Genomic DNA, 24,776 nt, shown 5'->3' on the forward strand with positions numbered 1-24,776 from the left:
TGGACAAACGATATATCGTTTTATACGCTGAGAGGACGGATTCGTATGGGAATGAAGCTTTATTTCAATCATGATGCTGGTGTGGATGATCTGGTGTCGTTATTTCTTTTGCTGCAAATGAAAGATGTTGAGCTGCTTGGCGTATCGGTTATTCCAGCTGACGGCTATTTGGAGCCTGGCGAGAAGGCTAGCCGAAAAATCATCGATCGCTTCGGCAACCCGGCGAAGACGGGGGAGATCGAGGTCGCAAGGTCGAATTCGCGCGGCGTAAATCCATTCCCCGCTGAGTGGCGGATGCATACGTTTTTTGTAGACGCGCTCCCTATTTTGAATGAGTCGGGCACGATTCGCACGAAGGTTGCGGCGCTGCCGGCGCATCAACATATGATCGAGCAGATTCGCGGCTCCGACGAGAAGGTGACCTTGCTGTTTACCGGTCCGCTTACCGATCTGGCAAGAGCTTTGGATGAAGCGCCGGACGTGGAGGCGAAGATCGAGAAGCTCGTCTGGATGGGCGGCACATTTAATGAACGGGGCAACGTCCAAGAGCCTGAGCATGACGGTACAGCGGAATGGAACGCCTTCTGGGACCCGGAAGCTGTGAACCGCGTATGGGCAAGCAGCATACCGATTCTGCTTGTCGCGCTGGAGAGCACGAATAAGGTTCCTCTTACGATGGACGTTCGCAATCGCTGGGCTTCGCTTCGGAAGCACGAGGGTCTGGACTTTGTTGGGCAATGCTATGCGGCATGTCCTCCACTTGTCTACATGGAAACCAATTCGACCTATTATCTATGGGATGTGCTTACGACGGCTGTCGTTGGCAATCCCGAACTGGTAGAGATTAAGACGGTGAATAGCGGCGTCATTAAGGATGGTCCTAGCCAAGGCCGAACGGTAGAGCGTGCGGATGGCCGTCCGGTTAGCCTCGTCTATGACGTAGATCCGGTTCGTTTCTTTGATTACATTACGGATTTGTCCGCAGGCGCGGTTAGTGTGAATGTAGAACAGGACTAGAAGCGATGTTAATCCATCTCATAAATCGAGCCGGATTTGCTGGCGTAAAGCTCGGCATAGACCTTCTCGGCGTAGGCGTCAGTCATGCCTGAAATATAATCCGCCACAAAGCGCGGCCAGCTCCACTTGTTCTTATGGAGCTCATAATTCTCGATCCAGTCCGGCGGAATGATGAGACGGCCGGAGTCGGGCACCTTAAAGCTGTCCCACAGCCTGCGGACCATAATCTCGCTGCGCATTTGCAGACGCTGAACGCGGAAATCCTTGATGAGCGTCACCCATGCCAGCTTCTTCAATATTTCCATCGTCCGCAGCAATTCGATATCCTGCTGTCCGTTGTTGACGAACGTGACCTTCTTCCAGCCGCGAGAAGTATCGTCAATAATGCCAACCTTGCCTGCGAACAGGCTGACCCAGCGCGCTTTCATTTCCCGTCTCGTGCGGGAGGGCTCGCGCTCGCAGCTAACATATAGCGATTCCCATTGCTGGAAATAAGAGACGAGCACACGTTTAACCATGGCGGAAATGTCGACCTCGTCCCAGCCGATGCCGTTATTGACCTTGTCCTCTACAATTTCTTGAACGACATGGTCAATGAGCCTGCTGTCCTCGAAGAAGGCGTGGTTCATTTGAATTTTGCCGGCACGGATGCCGTCCTCGATGTCATGTGTCGAATAAGCGATGTCATCGCATAGATCCATAAGCTGGGCTTCCAGCGTCGAGCAGCCGATCGGCATTTTCCAGGACTGGCGAATTTGCTCGATTTCTCCCCATTCGGAACGGTATAAGCCTTTGAGCCGTCCGGGCTCATCAAGACTGAACGGATACTTATTAATGGCGAGCAAGACGGCTGCGGTCAAATCAAGGCCGCTTCCGCTTCCTGCGCGCTTCTCCAGAAACATCAAGATCCGAAAGTTTTGGGCATTGCCCTCGTAAGGAATGCCGTATTCCCCCATAAGCAGATGATTAAGCACTTCCTCGCCTTTATGTCCAAACGGCGGATGGCCGAGATCATGGGCAAGCGCAGCAATCTCTACGACCGCGGGGTCCAATACGAGTCCCGGATGCTCTTTGCGGGATAGGAAGCCGTATTGCTTGCCCAGCCTGCGTGCAACCTCGCGCGCGATTTGGGAAACTTCCAGCGAATGGGTTAATCTTGTCCGGTAATAGTCGCCCGTACCTGCGCCAAATACCTGCGATTTACCTTGCAGGCGGCGAAAGGCAGGGGATTGTATGAGCCTTGCATAATCCCGCTCATATTCGTCGCGCTCTTCACTATAGGTACTGAGCGCTTTCTCGTCGAGCCTAAATTTGCGTATGTCCATCGTTGTCCCTCCAGTACCATTTATGCGTTTTATTAAAAGAAATGAGACTATTGTTTCAGCCTAATGTTTATGGCTTATTTTTAAAGTAGGGTGAATCTTTATTCTCTTTAATGAAGCGTTAGGCTTTTCTGCTTGAATTGTAGCATATTATGAAGCTTGAACATACACCTTGCTTGGAGTATGATCGCATTAGCTTTTATATCAGATTGAGGTGCTTATTATACGAATGGCCATTATGCAAAACGCATACGCAATGATTATGATTCTTAACATTTTTTTGGCGGTTACCGTCATTTTTCTCGAAAGACGCAATGCGAGTACGACATGGGCTTGGCTAATGGTTCTTTTCTTTATCCCCGTTTTCGGGTTTGTCTTGTATTTAATATTGGGGCAGAAGGTACGCAAAAGAAAGCTTTATAAGCTCCTCGGCGACAGCCAGCGCATTATCGAGCATACGATAGAGAGACAGATGCGCCAACTCCGCGACGGTGAAATCTCATTTCATGATCCGGCGATGCACAGCTATCAGGATATGATCTATATGAACCTGAAAACGAGCTATGCGGTATTCACGAGCAACAATGCGGTTGAGATCTACACCGAGGGCAATCAAAAGTTCGACGCGCTGCTTAAGGATATCGAAGCTGCTCAGCATCATATCCATCTTGTGTATTATATTGTCCGCGACGATGAGCTTGGCAGAAGACTGGTGAAAGCGCTAGCTAAGAAGGCGGCAGAAGGCGTTGAGGTTAAGTTTTTGTATGACCATATTGGAAGCTCCAGCTTGCCGAAGCGGTATTTTCAAGAGCTGATCGCGGCCGGAGGCCGGGAAGCGGCTTTTTTCCCATCGCGAATTCCATATCTGAATTTGAAAATCAATTATCGCAATCATCGCAAGCTCGTTATTATTGATGGTCAGGTCGGATATATTGGCGGATTTAATATCGGTGACGAATATTTGGGGTTGAACAAGCATTTCGGCGAATGGAGAGATACGCATTTGAGGGTGCAGGGCAATGCGGTGCTGCAAATGCAGGCGCAGTTTCTAATGGACTGGAATCTGGCTGCTTCCGGAAAAATCATTTTGAATGATTTGTATTTTCCGATCATGAGCGATGATATTGGCACGATTGGCATGCAGCTGGTCGCAAGCGGACCGGATACTGAATATCAGCAAATCAAGGATGCGTATATCAAAATGATCTATGCCGCGAAAGAGACGATTTGCCTGCAAACGCCTTATTTTGTACCGGATGAAAGCTTAATGACAGCGCTGAAGATTGCGTCCATGTCCGGAGTCGATGTGCGCATCATGCTGCCGAGCAAGCCGGATCATTTCTTCGTTTATTGGGCGACTCATTCCTATTTGGGCGAGCTTCTCGCAGGCGGGGTCAAATGCTATTTGTACGAGAAAGGGTTCCTTCATGCGAAAACGCTGGTCATCGATGGCAAGGTCGCATCTGTTGGAACAGCCAATCTCGATATCCGAAGCTTCAAGCTGAATTTTGAGATGAATGCATTTATCTATGATACGCAGACGGCGGCTAAGCTGCAACGGATTTTCGAGACGGATATGAAAAGCTGTACGAAGCTTACGCCTGAAATTTATGGCAAGCGTCCGCTCATGAATCGTTTCAAGGAATCGATCTCCAGACTGCTCAGTCCAATCCTGTAGACAGACGTAAGAAGGGCTTCTGCTTATCTATGATAACCAGAAGCCCTTCACGTGCTTGGAAAACTACTATTCAATTTATTCAAACGCTCCAATCCGCTGCTTGCCTTGATTCTTCTTTGTCCTTTCGAATTTGTTACAAACCTTATCGACTTCGATCCTATCCTTCTTGACCTCGATCAACATCCTTTCGATTTGTTTCAAATCCTTTCCTTCAATAAGTACTTCTCATCCAAAGGGTCGTTTGCAGCACTTTCACTATTGTCCCCGCATGTCCAATATTTGCTTCGGTACTCCTTCCCGATTTAATAAGACATGCTTCGCTAATCTACTTAAATGGCATATCCCCTTTCGGTTAAGATAGGCTCAGTATACATCATTATTTGAATTTTGTAAATATTCAGATTATTTAATTCGACAAAAAAATTGCACCGCTTTCAAAACAAAACTAGCTGACGGTTCAGAGTGTTTAGGGCACGCGCAGAAGCTATCGAGGTTGACCAATTATGCATATGAATTTATACTTAGTCTAAAATCATTACTAGAAGGATTGATGTTCTTATGAACAAAATTAACTTAACGATACAGCGTAAAGCGATATTGGAAGTGGTGCAGCATGCTGTAGATCACCCTACGGCGGCGGACGTCATTGATCGGCTGCGCGCGAAAGGCTTCAACTTTGCCTACGGAACAGTGTACAATTCGCTGCGCTATTTGACCGATGCAGGACTTATTAGTGAGCTCAAGCTGGGCGAGGCGGTAAGCCGGTATGATGCACGGACCGACGAGCATCAGCACATTGTGTGCACGGTGTGCGGCCGGGTGGATGAGGTTCTTGTCGAATTGCCAAGCGAATGGCTGCAGAATGTAGCGCTTGCGACGAAGTATACAATTGAACATGCTCAGGTTGTATTAGAGGGGGTTTGCGAATCATGCGCGACGAAGCAATCATAAAAGACGAGGCTTCAAGGGAAAGGCTGGCTTCCTTAGAGCAAAGCAATGCATCCATCGCGGCAGATGAATCCTCCTTGAAAGCGGGAGCTTCCTCTGATCAGAACGAGGCCGCAAGCCTTTCGGAGGAAGACCTGCTTCAAAACGGAATGCTTTGCTCGCTCACCCAGCGAGTCATGATTATTAGCCCGCTGCCCGAACGGGTCAAAAGCTTGCTCGTGGCGTTGTCGTCCGAATGCTTTGACGTGTTTTCGCTGCATGATTTCAACAAAAGCATGCTGCAAAGCCTTCAGCCGGAGCTGCTTGTTTATGATGCGATTCCGGTTGTGCATGCGGCAAGCGGCAATACGCTGCAGGCAGGAGCGGAATTGCTGGAATCTGCCGATATGCATGCCGTTCCTGTCCTGATTTTATTGGATCAGAAGTCCTATGATACGCGCGGCACATTCGCCCTTGGAGCAGCGGAGCTGCTAGTGTGGCCGGCTAAGCCGGAGCAAGCGGTCAAGCAAATCAACCGCATGCTGCTGAATCGGCCGAGTGGCGCTGCCAAGGCAGCAACGGACGATATTCGCTCGTTCAAGGATATAACGGTCGATCTGAAGAAAATGACAGTGGATCGCGACGGACAGCGCATCGAGCTCACGAAGACGGAATATGATTTGCTGCTCCATTTCATATCCTCGGACGGCTCTGTCCTCACGCGGGAGTCGTTGCTAGATACGGTATGGGGTTTGCAATTCTATGGCGGCAGCAACCTGGTTGACGCGCATATTAAGAGCTTGCGCAAAAAACTAAAGGACAGCGCCGTAACGCCAAAATATATTGTGACAGTGCGCGGCACAGGCTACCGGCTTGCGGATCTACGCGACCGATAAGCACTCGGAACATGGAACTCCTCATTGTTGCTTGATGCGGCGGGGAGGCTGGCTGACTTCATGAAACGTTCATTGATTATTCATAGTGTTTTCATGACAGTCCAGCACGGATTCGATATGATTGGTTTAAAGATTTAGATCAAGTCTAAATACACAAACTATCGATGAGGTGCTATCATGGAAAACGACCTAACGACCAATCTAGGAACGCCTGTAGGCGATAATCAAAGCTCACGAACGGCAGGACAGCGCGGACCCGCATTATTAGAGGATTACCATCTGCTAGAGAAGCTGGCACATTTTGATCGGGAGCGCATACCCGAGCGCGTCGTGCATGCAAGAGGGGCAGGCGCACACGGCGTGTTCCGTGCAGAGGTTAGCATGAAGAATTACACGAAGGCTCATTTTATGCAGGAGGCTGGTGTGGAAACACCGGTGTTCGTACGGTTTTCGACCGTAATCAACGGAACGGGCTCACCGGAGACGGCGCGTGATCCGCGCGGCTTTGCGGTTAAATTTTATACGCAGGAAGGCAATTACGATATTGTAGGCAACCATTTGCCGGTCTTTTTTATCCGCGATGCAATGAAGTTTCCTGATATGGTTCATTCCTTGAAGCCTGCGCCAAATACAAATATCCAAGATCCCGCACGCTACTGGGATTTCATGACGCTATCGCCGGAATCCACTCATATGCTGACTTGGCTGTTTTCGGATGACGGGACGCCTGCCACTTACCGCGAAATGGACGGCTTTGGCGTACATGCCTTCAAATGGATAAACGATGCGGGCAAGCCAACCTATGTCAAATATCAATGGAAGTCACTGCAAGGGGTACGCAACTTTACGGCGGCCGAGGCAAGCGAGATGCAGGGCAAAGATTTTAACCATGCGACACGCGACCTTCATGATGCGATCGAGCTTGGCAACTTTCCCGAGTGGGAGCTTCACGTGCAGTTGATGCCGGTTGACCATGTAGAGCGGTATGCATTCGATCCGCTGGATCCAACGAAGGTGTGGCCGGAGGATATGTATCCGCTGCAAAAGGTAGGAACAATGACATTAAATCGCAATCCGGTCAACTATTTTGCAGAGGTGGAGCAGTCGGCCTTCTCGCCTAGCGCGTTAGTGCCAGGCATCGAGCCGTCTGAGGACAAGCTGCTGCAGGGTCGTTTATTCTCCTATCCGGACACGCAGCGTTACCGCTTGGGCGCGAACTACCTGCATATTCCGGTGAACTGTCCTTATGCGCCAGTGCGCAACCATCAGAGGGATGGCGCGATGACGATGCAGGCTAACCCGTCTTCAGTCAATTACGAGCCTAACAGCTCCTCAGAAAGCCCGAAGGAGGCGCCAGCTTACGCAGATTCCTATGTTCCTCTTCAAGGCTCGGCTGGACGCCAACAGATCGACAAAACCGACGACTTCACCCAAGCAGGGGAGCGCTACCGCTCTTTGCCGGAGGAGCTGCAGGCGAATCTTATTGCCAACGTGGTTGGTGAGCTGAAGCAAACGAATGATGATATTAGGCTCCGCGCTATCTGCAACTTTTTCCGCGCCGACCGGACGTTTGGCATGAAGCTCTCGCAAGCACTTGATGTTGATATAAGCAAGTTTATCCCGAGGGGATAATGCAATTAGGGGAAGCATGACTTGTGCCTCCCCTTTTATGCGTTTATTGGGCAGTGTTCAGCGTATAGTGGAAGAGCATCAGAAGCATGGGACGGTCCATTTGCTAAAAAATGTATTGGCTTTCTTGTCGATTGAAGGCATGCTGTCGCTTCCTTGCAATCATATCGGCTTTTATAAGAAGAAGGGCACTCTAATGGGCAACATGTGCTGAATAAAGTGTCCTCTTTTGCCTGACTCGCCATCCTCTATAGTCTCGTTCCCTACGGTAATTGACTCGCGAAGCACTAAAGCCCTTTTCCGCCGATAGGCCTAAGCCGCATCGGTTCAACGCCAGCAATAAGTGGCCGAGTTTGTGACCCGATATTGCACCACTGACCCACAAACGCCGTGTCTGTGCCCCGATATCGTGACTGTTACAGGAAGACCTCTCGCTAGATGCATGTTTGTGACCCGTTATTGCACCACTAACCCACGAACGACGTGCCTGTAACCCGATACCATACCAATTAACAGGAAAAACTCCCTCTAATTACGTGTCTGCGGCTAGATATCGACCAATAACAGGAAAAACTCCCGTTAATTTATCGAAAATGGCCGTTTCGAAGGCTTCTGCTAAAAATTAACAGGAGAAATTCCTGTTAAGTGTGATTTCCTTCGAAAATCGTATGATTTAGAGGGAGAAATTCCAGTTAAATCATTCGAGTCAGGAAATTATGGCACATTTTGGTATAGCTGCCGTGGGTTTGCAGTCGGTGATGGTCCAGGTTGAATCGCATTCGAATCAATCCGACGAGCTCTATATCAATTAGTTGTAATATCAGGACCAATCGAATGTCATTCGATAAATCAGCTCAATGTGGCATTGAGAGGCAGCGGGTGTTGGATCCCAGAGAAGGTGGAAATGCCTAGTAGTTGACGAAATGGTTAGTGTGTTTGGCAGTGGCGACTTACGAGCATTTTGGTGCAGCACAAGTGTTTGGAGAAAGTTGACGTATGAAGTCAGTTCGAAAAGTGTGAAGGTATTAAAACAATTTTAAACTAGGACTGGCCTTGTCCAGCAAGTTGTCCTATAATCAGAGGCAAGAGACGAAGAACGTCCCGTTAACACTCCTAGGTGAGTGATAGCGGGGCGTTTTCTATTTTCGAGAGAGAGAGGATGTATGCAAATGGGATATGAAGAGGCGCATCGCGCCTTTATTCAGAATCATATCGACAATAGGTCGGGAGAACGCCGGGGCAGATTGGAGAGAGGTCATGGACACGCCGAATCGTTGTTTTTGCGCAATGTGTGGTGGCCACTTCGCGGGGACTTTCAGCATCTGCATCCTGAGTATGAGGTGTTGGACTGGCGTGGGAGATCATATTTTGCCGATTTTGCCTGGCTTCCAGGGAGGGTGAAATTGATTTTTGAAATCAAGGGTTTTGCTTCGCATGTACGCGACATGGATCGGCAAAAGTACAGCAACGAACTAAACCGGGAAGCTTTCCTGCACGCGATGGGCTATCATGTTATCTCTTTCGCTTACGATGACGTAGAGAAAAATCCTGAACTTTGCATGACGATGCTTCGCATGGTGATAAGCAGGTATCAATCCGGACAATCGCCAATCTCGCGCGCCCTGCTTGCGGAGAAAGAAATTATTCGGCTTGCCATTCAGCGTGCTGAACCCATTCGGCCAAAGGACGTGGAGCGGCATTTTGAAATAGACCACAAAACGGCGGTTATCCTTCTGCAAAAGCTATGTGCCAAGGGCTGGCTGCTGCCCTATTATCGCGGCAATAGTGAACGGATTGTCCGATATGAGCTTGTTCATGATTTCTTTCGTTACTTAGATGACTAGGAGAATACCGTTCGACTAGCTTGCTAGTATAAAACTGTTTAAAATTCGGCTTAAATTATGCGGGGTTACCAAGCTCGACCGCGTAGATTCTATCAAGTTGATGAAGTCTGCACCTGAATTAGATCCAATATCTCTTAATGACGTTTCCGTTTTCCTCCACGAACGAGCTGTCCTGCACGCCGCCATTGCGGATAATCGTTCTCTCCGAGGCGATATTGCTCTCGTCGCATACGACAAGAGCCTTGTGGATTCCTAGCAGCCGCGCTTCCTCTAACGCTAGCGCCAATAGCTTTGTCGCATAGCCCTTGCCTCTCTCGGATGGGCGAATGCCGTAGCCAATATGACCACCGCTATTCATCAGCTTCTCGGTAAGCGCATGTCGAATGTTCACGGCTCCAACGATCCGTTCGTCCTCAGCTACAAGCCAAAAGGTAGAGTCAGGCACCCAGCCCACGGGCAAATTCTCGCCTTTCTCGTTAGCAAGCAGAGTTTGCAGCATGCCTGGAAAATCAGTTGGGTCTATGCTGACCACCCATGGAACAATGTTTTCTCCGCTATCCAACCACTCCTGATAAAAGGACAAATAAGCTTCTTTTAATCCCAATACCGGTTTAACTAATACGACACTCGCCAGCATAAAGTCCCCACCTTTCCACGAATAATCAACAATGATTTCTTTTTTTGTATTATACCGATATATAGCAGCTGCATAAACATAAAAAAATATTTTCGTTATTCAAGTTGTGTATGAGGCAGTAGAGCACGAAGAGGAATGGCGTTTCACGGTCGCAAGGCGGCTCGTGAGGCGCTTTTTTAATTTCAGAATCTATATACTTAAATTCCTATTGGTTTTATCTGAATAACTGTTGAGAAATGAAAAACACGATGATATTATGTAATAGTGATAATTAATTATCTATAGTTGATATTATTAGGGAGGGAATTGGATGAGTCTTCATGAAACGGAGCAGCAATCCTGTCAGGTGGCGGATACGTCGAAGAAAAATGTAAAAGCGGAGCTGAATCCCCGTTGGGTTCGCGTACAGGTCGGAGGAGTGACCATTGCAGACAGCAAATCCGTATTGACGCTGCATGAACGGGGGCATTTGCCGGTCTATTATTTTCCGGAATCGGAAGTCCGCAAGGATTTGCTGGTGCCCTCCGGGCATCAAACCCATTGCCCTTTGAAGGGAGACGCCTCGTACTGGAGCATCCAAGTAGGCGACCGCTTGATTGAAAATGCGGTGTGGGGCTACCAGAACCCGATTCCTCAGAGTGAAGCGCTGCGCGGATATGTCGCTTTTTACTGGGATAAAGTCGACAAATGGCTGGAGGAAGAGGAAGAAATTTTTGTTCATCCTCGCGATCCGTACAAGCGGGTGGACGCTATCGCCAGTTCCCGTCATATTAAGGTCGTGCTGAACGGCGTGACGGTAGCGGAGAGCAAGCGGCCGGTTATCGTTTTTGAAACGGGTGTGCCTGTGCGCTACTACCTGCCTATCGAGGATATTCGTCAGGAGTACTTCACCGAATCAAACCTGCAGACGAGCTGCCCTTACAAAGGGACGGCTGCCTATTTATCTGCTGACATCAACGGCCAGTCGTATGAAAATATTTTATGGAGCTATCCGAATCCGATTCCGGAAATACCGAAAATCGCTAACCTGCATTCCTTTTACAATGAACGGGTAGACGCTATTTTTGTAGACGGAGTGAAGGAAGAGAAGCCAAGCTGGTACCGCTCTGCGCTAGACTTTTTTAATGCGAGCGAAATTAAGCGATAGCCCGAAATACATGGCATAGCTAGGGATGACTGACCTGTAAACAGGAGGTCTTTTTTTATATTTTCATTTAAACACTTAATTCCTATAGGATTAGTATAAATAATAATTGACAACGGATAATGCCTATACTATTATTGCGATATTGTCATTGGTTATCATATGTTAATAATGTTTGAGGTCAACCTTACGCTAGGAGGTCTCATTTTCCTTTAGGGGAAAGTGGGGCCTTTTATTTTTTAGAAGGGATGGATGGGGATGAGCGAAGCTGCCGTGGAGTTCAAGCAGGCAAGTGAAAATTATGGCGCGGGATTCATGCTGGAAAACGACGATTCCGCACATGACCTCATCGCAGTCGATGCGCTTCATCTCGGCGAAATCAAGCAAACGAGCTTGATCGAGGCGTTTGGGAATCAGTTTAACAAGGAGGAGATGCTTGCATGAATCAATTCTGGAACACGGTCAAAGCGGACTGGGAGCATATTTTGCAAAAGACGATCGAGCATATGGAGCTGTCGCTCATTTCAGTGATTATCGCCTGCCTCGTCGCTATTCCGATCGGCATTTATCTGACGACGCACAAGAAGCTAGCCAATGGCATCATAACGGTTGTGTCTGTTATTCAGACCATACCAAGCCTCGCTTTGTTCGGCTTTATGATTCCTCTGGTGGGCATTGGCACCAAGCCTGCCATAATCGCCTTGACGCTCTACGCGCTGCTTCCTATTCTGCAAAATACGTATGTGGGTATATCCGGCGTTACTCCGGCGTTAATTGAAGCCGGCACAGGAATGGGTATGACGCGCTGGCAAATTTTGAGGATGGTTCAGCTTCCAATCGCACGCAGCTTTATAATGGCAGGCGTTCGCGTTGTGGCGGTACAGACGATCAGCTTGGCTACGATAGCTACTTATATAGCAGCAGGCGGGCTTGGCGATATCATTACGAGGGGCATCTCGATGATCAATACGAATGTTATTTTAGCGGGGGCCATTCCAGTTTCATTGCTTGTCATCGTTGTTAATTTGCTGCTGTTGCTGATTAACCATCGCTTAACGCCTAAGGGCTTGCGGCAGCAAAACAAAACATAAAAGGGAAATTACGGAAGGGGAAGAAGAGAATGTACATAAGAAAATGGACAGCAGGCAACGACAGCAGGGGGAAATATTCGCTGCGCAAGACGATCGCTTTGGGGGCAGCGGCACTATTGATTGCCGTGATGAGCGGATGCTCGTCTTCAGGCTCAGGCAAATCAAGCACGATAAACATCGCAACCAAAGGATTTGCCGAATCGGATATTTTGGCGAATGCGTTCAAGCTGCTCATTGAGAATGACACGAAGCTGAAGGCAAATGTAGAGACGCTTGACAACTCCTTGCTTTGGGGCGCTATACAGGAGGGCAAGGTGGATGTATATGCAGAGTACACTGGAACAGCACTCATCAATTTTCTTAAAGCAGAACCGGAGTTTGATCCTCAGAAGGCTTATGATAAGGTGAAAAGCGAGCTTAAAGAGAAGAACCAGCTAACGGTGCTGGACCCGATTGGCTTCAACAACACATATGCTTTCGGCCTGCATAAGGATCAAGCGGAGAAATACGGCATTAAGACGACCAGCCAATTGGCTGAGAAATCCGGCGAGCTGACCTTTGGCGCGAGCGAGGAATTCATTAACCGTCCTGACGCTTGGCCTCCGATACTTGAAACCTACAATCCGAAATTCAAAGAAATCAAAACGATTCAAAATCATGGGCTCGCTTATCAAGCCATTGAGCAGAAGCTGATTGATTCGATGATTCTATACACGACTGACAGCCAAATTACAGTGAAGCCAATTGTCGTGCTTGAAGATGATAAGCATGTTTTTCTACCGTACTACGCGATACCGATCGTTCGTGACGAAGTGCTGAAGGATCACCCAGAGCTGGAAGAAGTGCTGAATAAGCTTTCCGGAAAAATTACAGATGCAGAAATGCAGAAATTAAATGGTGAAGTGGAATTAAAGCAAAGACCAGCACTGGATGTTGCTAAAGAGTGGCTGACAGCTAACGGATTGCTTGAAAAATAACAAATTTGAAGGAGTAGTGATTGTAAATGAGCACACCAAAAAAACAGATGGCACTAGGCGCCATGATGTATTTTCCGGCTGGGGAGCATATTTCCAGCTGGCGCCATCCGGAGGCGGAAGCGGAAGGAGTGCTTGATTTCGATTATTACAAACGAATTGTGCAGACGGCTGAGCGCGGAAAGTTCGATATGTTCTTTTATGCGGATGAGCTATACGTGTGGGATCGGTTCGAATCCGGCGTAAGCCATTCCAACAGCATTCGGCCGGAGCCGTTCACCCTTTTATCGGCATTATCGGTTGTGACAGAGCGCATAGGGTTGGCTGCGACGATCTCCACTACTTATAACGAGCCTTATCATATCGCCAGAAAGCTGGCTACGCTTGATTTCTTAAGCAACGGACGTTCGGCGTGGAATATCGTAACCTCTCAAACGGATGAGGAAGCACGCAACTTCGGCAAGGAGAAGCATCTCCAGCATGCGCTGAGATATGAGCGGGCAAGCGAGTTCGTAGATGTGACGCAAGGCTTGTGGGACAGCTGGGAGGATGATGCCCTGCTCTTCAACAAGGAAACCGGTTATTTTGCCGATAAGGATAAGCTTCATAACTTAGATCACAAAGGCAACGATTTTAATGTACGAGGTCCGCTTAACGTTTCTCGTCCGCCACAGGGGTATCCCGTGCTCATTCAGGCGGGTGCATCCGAGGCTGGCAAGGAGCTGGCTGCCGCCAAATCGGAGGTCGTATTTGCCCCGGGCTCGACGTTTGCGCCAGGCGGTTTGCTCGAGGATGGACAGCGTCTGTACAAGGATATCAAGGATAGAATGGTCAAATACAACAGACATCCTGACGAGCTGAAAATATTGCCGGGCATTATGCCGATTATCGGCCGGACGGAGTCGGAAGCCAAGGAGCGTCTCGCTGTAATTGAGGAGCTTACGCCGCAGAAGCTGGGACTGGATCTGCTGTCGCACTATCTTGGCCACGATATTTCCGGTTATCCGCTTGACGAGCCGCTGCCTTTCATTCCTGAACTAAACAGCTTCAATCAGAGCAAGAGCGGTCTGGAGCGAATACTGGAGATTTTGAAGAAAGAGCCTTTAACGCTCCGTCAATTGTATCAGCGGGTAACGAACAAGCGCGGCTTCGCCGGTACGCCGGAGCAAATCGCCGACCATCTCGAGGAATGGTTCGTGAATGGAGCGGCTGACGGCTTCAATATCGCTTTCCCTCATTTGCCGGGCAGTCTGGACGATTTTGTTAATTTGGTTATTCCCGAGCTGCAGCGCCGCGGCTTGTTCCGCACAGAATATACGGGCCGTACGCTTCGCGAGCATCTGAATTTGCAGCGCCCGTCCAATCGGCATACGTCCGTACGTATCTAATGAGATAAGGAGTGATGGAATATGTCGCATATCGATCCCCAATGGTCATTGCGTGATGGTCAGCAGGAAGGGTGGCAAATCAGAGCGGAGCGCAGCCCCAAATGGATTCGCGTCATCTTTGGCGGAATTACAGTAGCGGATAGCAAGCAGGTTTTGGTCGTCACGGAAACGGGAAGGCTGCCTGTCTACTATTTTCCTCTGGCGGATGTGAAGACGGAGCTTATCGCTTGGTCGGAGCAGCGCGAGAAGCAAGGGAACAAGGGTGAGGCTGTCTATGGGGATATTACAGTCGGAGACCGTATCTTTGAGCGTGCTGCCTGGCAATATCCAGAGCCAGCAGGCGAGAGCTCGGTCATAGAAGGCTATGTCTCCTTTGTCTGGAAATTGGCGGATGCCTGGTATGAGGAAGAAGAGCAAATTTTCGTTCATGCCAGAGATCCGTATTCCCGAATCGATGCGATTCCAAGCTCCCGCCATGTGCAGGTATACATAGGCGGCAAGCTGATAGCGGACAGTCGTCGTCCGGTTATTTTGTACGAAACCGGCTTGACGCCCCGCTATTATTTGCCGAAAGAGGATATTCGGTTCGACCTGCTGAAGCCTTCCGCCACGACGACGCAATGCCCGTACAAAGGGACGGCCTCCTACTGGTCGGCTGCTCGCGAGGATGGGCAGACGATCGATGATATTGTGTGGAGCTATGAAGATGCGCTTCCGGAGGTGCATGAAATAGCTGGGCGGCTCAGCTTTTATAATGAGGAAGTCGATGCCATTTATGTCGATGGCGTACAGTGGAAGCTGCAGGAAGCGGACCGGCTCCCGTATAAAAATGCCGCGTCTCATTCCTGATGAATAAGCAACTCGGGAAGTGGTTGTAATGCTAGCTGCGCTGCCATCAAGAAAATCGGCTTTTATTGGGCTGTTTGCCGTTACGGTTTTGTGGGGAATCGGCTACGTGCTTAGCGCCTATTTGCTTAGAGGCTTTTCCCCCGTGCTCCTATCCTTTCTTCGGATCTTAGTGACAGCGGTGATCTTGCTGGTGATCAGCAGGACGCAGTCCCTCCAGCAACCAACAAGGACCGAGTGGCTGCTGCTGCTCGCGTCCTCCTTTTTTTTCACATTCATTCAGCAGCCCCTTTACTTTCTTGGTCTTCAGTATTCGACTGCTGCCAAAGGCGCACTGATTTATGCAGTTGCCCCGCTTGCGACCCTTCTGCTGGAGGCTATATTTTTCCGAGTGAGGCTGGAGGGCAGGAAGCTGGGCGGGGCGCTTCTTGGTTTCTCCGGCGTTCTCGCCATCGTTGCCTCAGGCCGATCAGACTTTGGCGTATCGATTGGCGATCTTTATTTAATCGTTGCGATGCTTGGCTTCTCAATCAGTTTGCTGTTCATTCCCAGGCTATCGCAAAGGCTTTCGGCATTTACAGTCAATTTCTATTCCACGTTTCTGGGGGGAGCACTCATGCTCCCGATTGCAGCTGGTGAAGGCGTGTTTGGCAAGTTTGAAGCAAGCGGAGCGGGCATGATGTGGGTGCTGCTTGCTGTCGCAAGTCTATTGAACGTGCTGGCAGGCTGGTGGTGGACCCGCGGCGTTGCTGTTGTGGGTGCCGGAACCGCTTCAATATTCAATAACCTGCCGCCATTCATCGCGCTCCTTGCCGGCTATTTGATATTGGGAGATGCCATTGAAGGGTCTCAGATGCTGGGCGGAGTGATTATTTTGGCTGGCGTATTTATTTCCAACTATTCATGGAATCGGAAACCAAGCGCAGAGGCAGGGAAGTCTGGATAATCAATTGTTACAAAAAAACTCGTAATCGAGGTTGAAATAGGAGGAAATCGTATGCGTATTCTGACGGATGAGGATGTATGGGCAGCGGTAAGAGGAGGCTCGGTCTTTGCATGCGGAGGCGGTGGCTGGGTGGACCATGGGCTGCAAATCGGGGGAGCAGCCGTAGCGATCGGGAAGCCGCGGCTCGTTTCCGTCCATGAGCTGCCGGATGATGCCATCGTTATTACAGCAACGGCAATCGGTGCGCCTGCGGGTACAGATTGGCAAATGCTCGGAACGGATTATATTAAAGCGGTGAAGCTGCTGCAAGAGAACTACGACGGCAAAATCGTAGGCGTCATGACTCCTCAAAACGGAATGTCAAGCACGATCAACGGCTGGCTTCCGGCCGCGCTGCTTGATTTGGCGGTGGTTGATGCAACTGGGGACATCCGCGCGCATCCTACCGGAAAAATGGGCTCGATGGGCCTCGCCGCTTTGGAGGACTACGAAACGATTCAAGTGGTCGTGGGAGGAAAACGCGAGAATGGCTCCTATCTTGAGCTCGTCGTCAAAGGCTCGCCCTCTAAGACGTCAAACATATTGCGCACAGCCGCCGATCAAGCAGGAGGCTTCATCGCATCGGCGCGCCATCCGCTTCCGGCTTCCTATATTAAAGAGCATGCTGCAATCGGCGGCATTACGATCGCAATTGAGCTTGGGAAAGCGATTATTGCAGCGCAGCCGCAAGGCGCTCAAGCGGTTATCGATACGATTGTAACTCAGACAAAAGGCACTATTCTGGGGCAAGGCGTTGTTACGCGCAGAGACGTTCATTATTCAGGAGCTTTCGATATCGGAACGATTGATGTGGAGATTGAGGGTGACACCATCAAGCTTCATGTCATGAACGAATATATGGCTGCGGACGACAGTCGCGGCAACCGGTTAACGACGTACCCTGATGTCATTACGACGCTGTCTACCGATACGGGATTGCCTGTCAGCGTTGGACATGTGGAGGCAGGCAGCAAGCTTGCCGTGCTTTCTATCAACAAGAACCATGTCCCGCTAAGCTCAAGCGTCAAGGACCCTACCGTATATCCCGAAGTAGAGAAAGCGCTTGGGATACCGCTCGCGATCTATGCGCTGGAAGGCATTCAGGAATAGGATGATGACCACCAAAGCGATAGAAGCAAATTCAAATGTAAACGCCGAGGCAAGGTCTATTAATGGCACGCAAACGTTAGGCAGAGCGCTGGACATCCTGTTCGCGCTTGCCGAAGCGGACGGGGCATTGTCCGTTACCGACATCGCACAGAAGGTGGCTATACCGGAGAGCTCGATTTATCGATTCCTGCAGACGCTGGAGCAAAACGGAATCGTGGAGCGCAGAGGGAAAGGGCAGATCGGCCTTGGCATGCGGATTTTGGACCTTGCGCGGAGCCTTAGTCAACAGATGCATAGAGAAATTGTACCACTGGCGCTTCCAGTCATGGAGGAATTGACTCAGACAACAAATGAAACTTCGCTGCTGTTCATCCGTTCGGGCACGAGCGCAATCAGCATCCAGACAGTTAGGAGCAAGGCGCTCATCCAGTATTCTGCTGAAAATGGAAGAATGCTGCCGCTATTCTTGGGGGCGTCGTGCAAAGCGATTCTAGCCTACGAGAGCGAAAAAACGATTCAGAATGTGTTAGACAGGTGGGCGCCGGATCTGTCTAAGGAGTCGCTGCTGCAGCAATTGCACGGCATTCGCGAGCAGGGCTATGCGCTCACGCAGGGGGAGATTGATCCCGATGCATTCGCCGTTGGCGCACCTGTTTTCGACTCGAGAGGCACACTAGTTGCGAGCTTGTCTATTGCCGGTCCCAAATACCGCTTTGATGACAAGCTAAGACATCTATCGATTCAAGCGGTACAGCAAGCTGCCGAGCTGCTGTCGCGCAAGCTGGGGAAAGAATAGAAGCGAAGAGCCAGACGTTAATAACGGCAGGTAATTCGCTGCAGCTATAGGTCAAGAAAAAAAGCCGCTTAACCTCCATGATGGACGGTTAAACGGCTGTTTCCTTTTTTCTATCATTTCTTAAGCTTATCCCATGCGCCTTGCATGCCAGTCTCCCATGCGGACTCATCGATTCTGCCTGCGATGTACTGTTGAATGACGCTGGCAAATTCCTGCGTTACGCCATCGGGGAATTTCGAGGATTGCAAGCCTAGCACTTTCTCAGCTTGTACGTAGTTGTAAACCTCGGTTCCGATATCGCCCATTTCCTCGGGAGTAGCTGTAATCGTGGAAAGAGCCGGAATGAATTTGAATTTTTTCACGATGTATTCTTTACCGATATCAGAAGTCACGAGCCAGTTCAGGAATGTTTTGGCCTCTTCCTTCACATCGGATTCTTTGTTGATCACAAGGTTAGCCGGAATACCAACGTTCAGCTTGTCGTTCGCTTCAGCATCCTCGCCAAGCGGCATTGGCAGAACGCCAAGGTTCATATCAGGGTTGATGCTGTCGATTTGCACTTGTGCCCAGTTGCCTTCTTGCATCATTGCCGCTTCGCCGCTTGCAAATAGCGATACTTGCGTGTTGTAGTCGGTTGTAAGCGGGTTTTTGTTGCCGTAATCAACCGTCAGCTTCATCAGCTTAGCCCATTCCGCAAATTTCTCGTTGCCGGGAATTTTTGCGGAGCCATCGTTAAGTCCTGCGATAAATGCATTCACGTCCGGTTGTTGTGCAAATGCAGGGTTAATGCCTTGGTTACCCATCAACCACCACTCTTGGTATGCGTTAGCGAATGGCGTAATGCCGGCTGCTTTTAATGTTTTTGCGGCCGCTTCTAGCTGAGAGTACGTTTTTGGAAGCTCCGTAATGCCTGCTTTAGCAAAAAGATCCTTGTTGTAAATGTAGCCGAACCCTTCAAGGTTCATCGCCATGCCGTATACTTTGCCGTCCTTGGTCATCGGCTCAGCAGCTAAAGGAACAAGATCCTTCACCCATGCTTGGTCGGATAGATCCTCCAGCTTGTCCAGCCACATTTCCATTTCTGCAAAGCCGCCGTTGGAGAAAATGTCAGGAGCGTCGCCGGCAGCAAATTTTGTTTTAAGGGATGCGCCATAGTCAGCACCGCCGAGGGCATCTCACCGAAGGCATACCGCTTGGGCGAGACGGAATAAGAGGCTAGGGCGGTTTGCAGTGATCCCTGTTTTGCAGTACGATGTAAGAAATAATAGGGCACTCATACCATTACATAGGGGAGGACGCCGTATTGCTCTCTACATATTTTATTCAAGTCAGCTCGATCATCGTATCGGCTTTGGCTGGGCTTACACTTATTATCCTTCGCATTCGTGCAGGGAAGCAGCCAACCTCTTTGCGCAAAATTATTATTCCGCCGCTTGGCATGGCAACGGGCTTCATGATGTTTGCCTTCTCGGCGACGCACATTCCATGGGTATGGGGCTTGTCCTCGTTTTTAACCGGCCTGCTGATCTTTGCGTTTCCGCTAATCGTCACAACCCGCCTGGAGCGTGTGGAATCCGAAATCTACGTCAGGCGCTCGAAGGCGTTCATATTTATTATGCTGACGCTGTTCGTCAGTAGGCTAGCGCTTCATCGCGTTGTGGAGCAGTATATGTCGATTCCGCAAACCGGCGCTATCTTCTACTTGCTGGCGTTTGGCATGATTATTCCGTGGCGGCTTGCTATGATTAGCGATTATATGAGGCTTCAAAAAGTAGAGACATAGATTGAATGGGGGAAGGCATATGGATCCGAAGCTCGCAGAACGTGTAAAGCTGACGCAGAACAAACTGAGAAAACGGACATTATCCGCGATATTTCAAGAGTTTGATCAAAAGATTATGAAGCTTGATCGCAGCAAGCGCGAGGAAAAGTATTTGAAAATGTCAGAAACGCCATTTTCGTTTTTTCGCGGCAGCGCTTATTTGTTTTATTTTGACGTATCACGGGAATGGTTTCCCTATCATACGCCGCTTAGCCGTCCAACCTGGATTCAGGGCGATTTGCACTTTGAGAACTTCGGCGCCTTCCGCAATGAGCGGGGAACGCTCGTTTATGACGTGAACGATTTTGATGAAGGGTACTTGGGCTCGTATTTGTATGACTTGCTGCGGATGTCAGTGAGCATTGCGCTTGTCAGCAGGCTCAAGGGACAGACCTATGAAAGCCAGTTCAGCTCGATTGAAGCTTACTTGCAGGCCTATTCCAAGCAAATGCGCCGATTCGCAAAGGGGAAGGATGACCCTGGCACGTATTCGATAGATATGGAGCAGGCGGAAGGCCCGGTGAAGAAGCTGCTCAAAAAGCTGCAGAAGCGCAAGGATCAGCATTTTCTGGAGAAGGTAACCGCGCTCGTTCAGGAGCATCGGCAATTTGCGGCGACCGATGAAATCGTACCGCCAACCGATGAGGAGCGGGCTGCTCTGCTGGAAGCATGGCCGGATTATTTGACTACCGTTGCAGCGGATGATACGGAGGAGCTGCGACATTTTCAGGTGAAGGATATTGCGGTGAAGCATGGCTCGGGGACGGCCTCTATCGGGCTTGACCGGTTCTATGTGCTCATTGAAGCGGGCGAAGAAGCACAGGGTGAGGATGATATCGTGCTAGAGGTGAAAGAGGTGCGCGTTCCCGTTCCTGCTTACTTCATGCCTTATGACGAGTCATTCTGGACCATGTTCGAGCATCAGGGCCAGCGGGTGACGATGACGCAGAAGGCGATGCATCACGAAGCGGACCCTTACCTTGGGTGGCTGACTATAGGCGATCGGCAATTCTATGTGCGTGAGCGATCCCCGTATAAGAAGCGGCTTAAGCTTGAATCGCTTGAAACGGCAGGTGATTTGCTATCGGTCACGGACAGCATGGGGAAATTGACGGCAAAGATGCACGCGCGTGCCGATGCCGATGTTGCTCAAGGCATTTTGGCTTACCACAGCGAAGTGGAAATCGTGAAAGCAATGGGCAATGATGAGGACGCATTCTGTACTTCGATTGCGAATTGGGCGATTTCCTATGCAGATCAAGCTGAGCATGATTACGCTTTGTTCACCGATTGGTTAAGCGGAAGAAAGAAGCAATCGCATTTATAAATAGCCGTACACAAATAAGACAGCTCTCAGAAGGCGAAACCCTTTGCCTCGGGAGCAGTCTTTTTACTTTTCAGGAGGGGTTTTTGAAAATATACTCGAAAGAAATCGACGGCAAGCCGCACAAATGGACAGCATAGATTTGTTTGACAAGCTGATTCTCTTTATGGTATTCTTTACTAATAATTAAGTTGTATACAATTTAATTTACTCAAATAGACGCAGATCAACAGGAGGTATTCAGGCCATGAGCATTTATTCGTATGAGCTAGAGAACATTAAAGGTGAGCAAATAAGCATGGAGCAATATAAGGGCAAGGTGTTGATCGTCGTCAACACAGCTAGCAAATGCGGTTTTACGCCGCAATATACCGATCTGCAAAAGTTGTATGAAGAGTATAAAGATCAGGGGCTCGAAATTCTTGGCTTTCCAAGCAACCAATTCGGCGACCAGGAGCCTGGTGCGAATTCCGATGTGCAAAGCTTTTGCCAGTTGAATTATGGGGTATCGTTCCCTCTCTTCGCTAAGACCGATGTAAGGGACGAAACGGCTCATCCGTTATTTAAGCATTTGACGGAAGCAGCGCATTTCAATGGCTTTGATGTGAACGAGTCTAGCGGCAAAATGCTTCATGCCTTTCTTCAGGAGAAGCTCCCTCATTACCTCGAGGGCAATTCGGTCAAATGGAACTTTACGAAGTTTCTGATCGATCGTGAAGGAAATGTCGTCAAACGGTTCGAATCGACCGACGAGCCCCTCGAGATGAAGGCCGATATCGAGCAGCTGCTGTAGTGCTCCCTCACTAAAAAATGAAATACATGCGGCTTCCCGGCGAAAAAAAGCCCAGTTATTGGCTGTTTCAGTCGTTTTAGAGCGAGAAGTGACGCAAGCTGGCGATCTCTTGTGCGGCGAATGACGGATAAGCACCTGCGGTACGCGTGCCATACGTAGGAAAAGAGGCGACTCCTCTATACAGGGGCATTAGATGCTGAGCGCATCGCCTCGTGCAAGAGGACCGCATTAATGGCGAAAATGCTGTAGATACAAAAGGCTGGCTTTGCCCCCCTTGCTTACTCCTTATACATAAGTAGAACGCGCCTCAAATTGGGGCTTGGTTACTCTGCAGCAGCAGTTTAGGTGATAGGTTGCTTCGCAGTTTGGTCACTCCAATCGTGCGCCAACGCATCTGCATTTGTTGAACTTGGGTTGATTTTTGGATGTGCTGCTATTTGTCGTGACAGGTTGAAAATAGATAGAAACGGATATCCTGTTTCTATCTATTTTTTATGCCTTGGAGACCGATTGGTATGCAATATTACGCTTAAATAAGTGTGATATTAAGTTGTTTATGTGCAATAAAAATGATGAGGTTTTTAAGTTTAAGTGTGCTTGAATTCCTTTAATTATAGTATTTTATTTGAATAATGGTAGAAATGTGTCTATCCATTTGAAAGAGTTTAATTATACAAAAATAATAAATATACACTTATATTTTGATGAAAATGAAATTGATTAATGAGATCGGGTTAGGCGCTGGGGAAAGGGTGTGAAATATGCTGGTAAAATGTATTGCTAGTTAGTGGCTATAGCGCAGAGCACTTTACGGCATTTTGAAAATATCTATTTATTGCAAAGAAAGTGAGATTATTGCTGCAAATGTCTGTGCAGAGACGAGGCCTTCGGATATAATGTACATTGGATATTGATCGATAGGCTTGTTTTATGAATTGAATCTTGTGCTATGTTGGCTAGTACGAATGCAGATATAGTTTTCGGAAATGGTCATACTACCCATCAGCACCTTAGAAGAATTTTGCAAAGAAATTTGGGAGGAATTATTTAATGAAGGATCAGTTTCAGTCAGGGCCTTTGCATGGCAAGGTGAAAAATAAGGAAGAGAGGTTCTCGTCCTCGGGATTTATTTTGGCGGCGATCGGAAGTGCAGTCGGTCTCGGAAATATGTGGAAGTTTCCATATATTACAGGCCAATACGGGGGCGCGGCCTTTTTCATGTTATTCGTAATATGCTTGCTTCTTGTTGGTTTGCCCGTATTGCTCGCCGAGCTGACGGTGGGACGGGGAGGCAGAGGAAATGCGGCTACCTCGCTCATTCGACTCAGTGGACGGAAGATTTGGGGCGGCTTTGGATTTATTACGATTATAGGTGCGTTTGTCATATTGTCCTTCTATGCGGTGGTGGCTGGCTGGACCTTGCATTATGCAATGCTGTCTTTTACGGGAAAGCTGTTCGAGACTAAGGATTATACGCTGCTCTTCAGCAATTTTAACGCAAGCTGGATGCCTGTACTCTGGCAATTTATCGTCATGCTGCTGACGGGCTTCGTCATTATCAAGGGTGTGTCAGCTGGAATCGAGAAGTTTAATAAGATTCTTATACCGGGGCTCGTTATTTTGCTCATTGTACTTTGCGTGCGCGCATTGTCGTTAGAGGGAGCAGGGGAGGGCGTCGCTTTTTTCCTAAAGCCCGACTTCAGCAAGCTCTCGGCTGAGTCAGCGCTCGTTGCGCTTGGACATGCTTTCTTCTCGTTATCGCTCGGCATGGGGGCTATTATGACTTACGGCGCTTATGTCGACAAGCGGCAATCGCTTGGACTCGCTACGCTAGCCATTGGCATTGGGGATTTAGCCTATGCTTTTCTTGCTGGATTGATCATATTCCCTACGACGTTCGTATACGGACTAGAAGCATCGCAAGGTCCTGGTCTCGTATTCGTTGCGCTGCCGGCTGCTTTCTCAGCGATGCCGCTGGGAGCCATCTTTGGAGGACTCTTCTTCGTGCTGCTAGCCTTCGCGGCGCTGACCTCCATGGTCTCGCTGCTTGAGGTGCCCGTTGCCTTCGTCCGCGAAGCATTCGGCTGGAGCCGTAAATTCTCAGTCGTGATCCTGACGCTGCTTTGCTTCTTAGTCGGGCTGCCTTCCGCTCTATCATTAGGAGATAAAGCGCCGTGGCTGACGTTTGGCGGCAAGTCTTTCTTTGATTGGATGGATTTCATTTGCTCCAATATCGTCCTTCCGCTCGGCGGGCTAGCGGTTACCTTGTTCGTCGGCTATGCATGGAAGGGTGCGGCGGAGGAAGCAGGCTTGTCTACATGGTGGCTGAGGCTGTGGATGTTCATGCTGCGCTACGTAGCGCCGATTCTTGTGCTGCTCGTCTTTCTTTACTCGTCAGGAATCATATCGTTTTAAAGCTGGAGTCAACTAGAGAGTTGCTATAATTGATAAGCTAAACAGCTCGCCTCGAATAGAGGTTGGGCTTTTGTGCTTTCTGCGAAAATGACGCCGACATGCAGGGAGTATTATAATTTCGCGGAAATTTGTGTATTA

The 24,776-nt window shown here is 49.1% G+C and carries 22 protein-coding genes and 1 pseudogene; 20 read left to right on the top strand and 3 right to left on the bottom strand.

Going from position 1 to position 24,776, the window contains the following annotated elements; translation table 11 throughout:
* Positions 1-45 precede the first annotated feature (45 nt).
* Positions 46-1,017 carry a nucleoside hydrolase gene (locus AC2TDN_RS11695; RefSeq protein WP_484688116.1) on the top strand — a complete coding sequence of 324 codons (972 nt, stop codon included), beginning with the start codon at positions 46-48 and terminating at the stop codon, positions 1,015-1,017.
* Positions 1,018-1,025: 8 nt separating this feature from the next.
* Here AC2TDN_RS11695 and AC2TDN_RS11700 read toward each other — a convergent pair whose 3' ends face one another.
* Positions 1,026-2,342: a deoxyguanosinetriphosphate triphosphohydrolase family protein gene (locus AC2TDN_RS11700; protein ID WP_482066014.1), complete on the bottom strand. Its 1,317-nt coding sequence runs from the start codon at positions 2,340-2,342 to the stop codon at positions 1,026-1,028.
* 226 nt (positions 2,343-2,568) lie between these two features.
* On the opposite strand from AC2TDN_RS11700, the gene cls reads away from it, so the two are divergent.
* From cls to AC2TDN_RS11730, 6 genes are all read left to right on the top strand, one after another.
* Positions 2,569-4,017 (top strand): cardiolipin synthase, encoded by a 1,449-nt coding sequence (cls, locus tag AC2TDN_RS11705; protein ID WP_484688117.1) that lies wholly within the window; start codon positions 2,569-2,571, stop codon positions 4,015-4,017.
* 51 nt (positions 4,018-4,068) lie between these two features.
* Complete coding sequence (locus AC2TDN_RS11710) at positions 4,069-4,323, top strand: hypothetical protein (protein WP_484688118.1); 255 nt, start codon at positions 4,069-4,071, stop codon at positions 4,321-4,323.
* 252 nt (positions 4,324-4,575) lie between these two features.
* Positions 4,576-4,968, top strand: a complete 393-nt coding sequence (locus tag AC2TDN_RS11715; protein ID WP_482066012.1) for a Fur family transcriptional regulator — start codon at positions 4,576-4,578, stop codon at positions 4,966-4,968.
* Positions 4,947-5,840, top strand: a complete 894-nt coding sequence (locus tag AC2TDN_RS11720) for a winged helix-turn-helix transcriptional regulator (protein ID WP_484688119.1) — start codon at positions 4,947-4,949, stop codon at positions 5,838-5,840. The genes AC2TDN_RS11715 and AC2TDN_RS11720 overlap by 22 nt, the downstream gene beginning before the upstream one ends.
* Positions 5,841-6,017: 177 nt before the next feature.
* Complete coding sequence (locus AC2TDN_RS11725) at positions 6,018-7,472, top strand: catalase (protein ID WP_484688120.1); 1,455 nt, start codon at positions 6,018-6,020, stop codon at positions 7,470-7,472.
* 1,166 nt (positions 7,473-8,638) lie between these two features.
* Positions 8,639-9,313, top strand: a complete 675-nt coding sequence (locus tag AC2TDN_RS11730) for a DUF559 domain-containing protein (RefSeq protein ID WP_484688121.1) — start codon at positions 8,639-8,641, stop codon at positions 9,311-9,313.
* Positions 9,314-9,431: 118 nt separating this feature from the next.
* On the opposite strand, the gene AC2TDN_RS11735 is transcribed toward AC2TDN_RS11730, so the two are convergent.
* Complete coding sequence (locus AC2TDN_RS11735; RefSeq protein WP_484688122.1) at positions 9,432-9,950, bottom strand: GNAT family N-acetyltransferase; 519 nt, start codon at positions 9,948-9,950, stop codon at positions 9,432-9,434.
* Between the two features lie 310 nt (positions 9,951-10,260).
* On the opposite strand from AC2TDN_RS11735, the gene AC2TDN_RS11740 reads away from it, so the two are divergent.
* The 9 genes from AC2TDN_RS11740 (at position 10,261) to AC2TDN_RS11780 (ending at position 18,284) form a co-directional block, all read left to right on the top strand.
* Positions 10,261-11,097 carry a DUF427 domain-containing protein gene (locus tag AC2TDN_RS11740; protein WP_484688123.1) on the top strand — a complete coding sequence of 279 codons (837 nt, stop codon included), beginning with the start codon at positions 10,261-10,263 and terminating at the stop codon, positions 11,095-11,097.
* Between the two features lie 255 nt (positions 11,098-11,352).
* Positions 11,353-11,538 (top strand): hypothetical protein, encoded by a 186-nt coding sequence (locus tag AC2TDN_RS11745; protein WP_482066005.1) that lies wholly within the window; start codon positions 11,353-11,355, stop codon positions 11,536-11,538.
* Positions 11,535-12,185: an ABC transporter permease gene (locus tag AC2TDN_RS11750; protein WP_482066004.1), complete on the top strand. Its 651-nt coding sequence runs from the start codon at positions 11,535-11,537 to the stop codon at positions 12,183-12,185. The genes AC2TDN_RS11745 and AC2TDN_RS11750 overlap by 4 nt, the downstream gene beginning before the upstream one ends.
* A 29-nt stretch (positions 12,186-12,214) precedes the next feature.
* Complete coding sequence (locus tag AC2TDN_RS11755) at positions 12,215-13,162, top strand: ABC transporter substrate-binding protein (protein WP_484688124.1); 948 nt, start codon at positions 12,215-12,217, stop codon at positions 13,160-13,162.
* 26 nt (positions 13,163-13,188) lie between these two features.
* The gene (locus tag AC2TDN_RS11760; protein ID WP_484688125.1) at positions 13,189-14,547 is read left to right on the top strand and encodes an LLM class flavin-dependent oxidoreductase; all 1,359 of its coding nucleotides are present in this window, start codon (positions 13,189-13,191) and stop codon (positions 14,545-14,547) included.
* Positions 14,548-14,568: 21 nt separating this feature from the next.
* Positions 14,569-15,396: a DUF427 domain-containing protein gene (locus tag AC2TDN_RS11765; RefSeq protein ID WP_484688126.1), complete on the top strand. Its 828-nt coding sequence runs from the start codon at positions 14,569-14,571 to the stop codon at positions 15,394-15,396.
* A gap of 28 nt (positions 15,397-15,424) precedes the next feature.
* Entirely contained in the window at positions 15,425-16,339 is a 915-nt protein-coding gene (locus AC2TDN_RS11770) for a DMT family transporter (RefSeq protein WP_484688127.1), read from the top strand.
* A 51-nt stretch (positions 16,340-16,390) separates the two neighbouring features.
* Positions 16,391-17,488, top strand: coding sequence for an S-methyl thiohydantoin desulfurase family protein (locus AC2TDN_RS11775; RefSeq protein WP_484688128.1), 1,098 nt, complete (start codon positions 16,391-16,393; stop codon positions 17,486-17,488).
* A 1-nt stretch (position 17,489) separates the two neighbouring features.
* Positions 17,490-18,284: an IclR family transcriptional regulator gene (locus AC2TDN_RS11780; RefSeq protein ID WP_484688129.1), complete on the top strand. Its 795-nt coding sequence runs from the start codon at positions 17,490-17,492 to the stop codon at positions 18,282-18,284.
* A 113-nt stretch (positions 18,285-18,397) separates the two neighbouring features.
* Here the strand turns inward: AC2TDN_RS11780 and AC2TDN_RS11785 are convergent.
* Positions 18,398-19,450: pseudogene (locus AC2TDN_RS11785) on the bottom strand (ABC transporter substrate-binding protein); the annotation flags it as partial.
* A 137-nt stretch (positions 19,451-19,587) separates the two neighbouring features.
* Between AC2TDN_RS11785 and AC2TDN_RS11790 the strand changes: the two are divergent.
* The 4 genes from AC2TDN_RS11790 to AC2TDN_RS11805 all read left to right on the top strand — a co-directional run bounded on the left by AC2TDN_RS11790 (position 19,588) and on the right by AC2TDN_RS11805 (position 24,638).
* On the top strand, positions 19,588-20,067 hold the full coding sequence (locus AC2TDN_RS11790) for a CcdC family protein (RefSeq protein WP_482065997.1): 480 nt from the start codon (positions 19,588-19,590) through the stop codon (positions 20,065-20,067).
* Between the two features lie 19 nt (positions 20,068-20,086).
* On the top strand, positions 20,087-21,433 hold the full coding sequence (locus AC2TDN_RS11795; protein WP_482065996.1) for a DUF2252 domain-containing protein: 1,347 nt from the start codon (positions 20,087-20,089) through the stop codon (positions 21,431-21,433).
* 244 nt (positions 21,434-21,677) lie between these two features.
* Positions 21,678-22,223 (top strand): glutathione peroxidase, encoded by a 546-nt coding sequence (locus AC2TDN_RS11800; protein ID WP_482065995.1) that lies wholly within the window; start codon positions 21,678-21,680, stop codon positions 22,221-22,223.
* 1,050 nt (positions 22,224-23,273) lie between these two features.
* A complete protein-coding gene (locus AC2TDN_RS11805) occupies positions 23,274-24,638 on the top strand; it encodes a sodium-dependent transporter (RefSeq protein ID WP_484688130.1) in 1,365 nt (454 codons plus the stop codon).
* The last annotated feature ends 138 nt before the right edge of the window (positions 24,639-24,776 follow it).

The sequence above is a fragment of the Paenibacillus sp. Y660 genome (genome assembly GCF_057221575.1).

Bases quoted from the DNA above. Each gene is read 5' to 3' on its own strand.
- AC2TDN_RS11695 (WP_484688116.1), top strand. From the start codon at position 46: ATGGGAATGAAGCTTTATTTCAATCATGATGCTGGTGTGGATGATCTG.
- AC2TDN_RS11700 (WP_482066014.1), bottom strand. From the start codon at position 2,342: ATGGACATACGCAAATTTAGGCTCGACGAGAAAGCGCTCAGTACCTAT.
- cls (WP_484688117.1), top strand. From the start codon at position 2,569: ATGGCCATTATGCAAAACGCATACGCAATGATTATGATTCTTAACATT.
- AC2TDN_RS11715 (WP_482066012.1), top strand. From the start codon at position 4,576: ATGAACAAAATTAACTTAACGATACAGCGTAAAGCGATATTGGAAGTG.
- AC2TDN_RS11720 (WP_484688119.1), top strand. From the start codon at position 4,947: ATGCGCGACGAAGCAATCATAAAAGACGAGGCTTCAAGGGAAAGGCTG.
- AC2TDN_RS11725 (WP_484688120.1), top strand. From the start codon at position 6,018: ATGGAAAACGACCTAACGACCAATCTAGGAACGCCTGTAGGCGATAAT.
- AC2TDN_RS11730 (WP_484688121.1), top strand. From the start codon at position 8,639: ATGGGATATGAAGAGGCGCATCGCGCCTTTATTCAGAATCATATCGAC.
- AC2TDN_RS11735 (WP_484688122.1), bottom strand. From the start codon at position 9,950: ATGCTGGCGAGTGTCGTATTAGTTAAACCGGTATTGGGATTAAAAGAA.
- AC2TDN_RS11740 (WP_484688123.1), top strand. From the start codon at position 10,261: ATGAGTCTTCATGAAACGGAGCAGCAATCCTGTCAGGTGGCGGATACG.
- AC2TDN_RS11745 (WP_482066005.1), top strand. From the start codon at position 11,353: ATGAGCGAAGCTGCCGTGGAGTTCAAGCAGGCAAGTGAAAATTATGGC.
- AC2TDN_RS11750 (WP_482066004.1), top strand. From the start codon at position 11,535: ATGAATCAATTCTGGAACACGGTCAAAGCGGACTGGGAGCATATTTTG.
- AC2TDN_RS11755 (WP_484688124.1), top strand. From the start codon at position 12,215: ATGTACATAAGAAAATGGACAGCAGGCAACGACAGCAGGGGGAAATAT.
- AC2TDN_RS11760 (WP_484688125.1), top strand. From the start codon at position 13,189: ATGAGCACACCAAAAAAACAGATGGCACTAGGCGCCATGATGTATTTT.
- AC2TDN_RS11765 (WP_484688126.1), top strand. From the start codon at position 14,569: ATGTCGCATATCGATCCCCAATGGTCATTGCGTGATGGTCAGCAGGAA.
- AC2TDN_RS11770 (WP_484688127.1), top strand. From the start codon at position 15,425: ATGCTAGCTGCGCTGCCATCAAGAAAATCGGCTTTTATTGGGCTGTTT.
- AC2TDN_RS11775 (WP_484688128.1), top strand. From the start codon at position 16,391: ATGCGTATTCTGACGGATGAGGATGTATGGGCAGCGGTAAGAGGAGGC.
- AC2TDN_RS11780 (WP_484688129.1), top strand. From the start codon at position 17,490: ATGATGACCACCAAAGCGATAGAAGCAAATTCAAATGTAAACGCCGAG.
- AC2TDN_RS11795 (WP_482065996.1), top strand. From the start codon at position 20,087: ATGGATCCGAAGCTCGCAGAACGTGTAAAGCTGACGCAGAACAAACTG.
- AC2TDN_RS11800 (WP_482065995.1), top strand. From the start codon at position 21,678: ATGAGCATTTATTCGTATGAGCTAGAGAACATTAAAGGTGAGCAAATA.
- AC2TDN_RS11805 (WP_484688130.1), top strand. From the start codon at position 23,274: ATGAAGGATCAGTTTCAGTCAGGGCCTTTGCATGGCAAGGTGAAAAAT.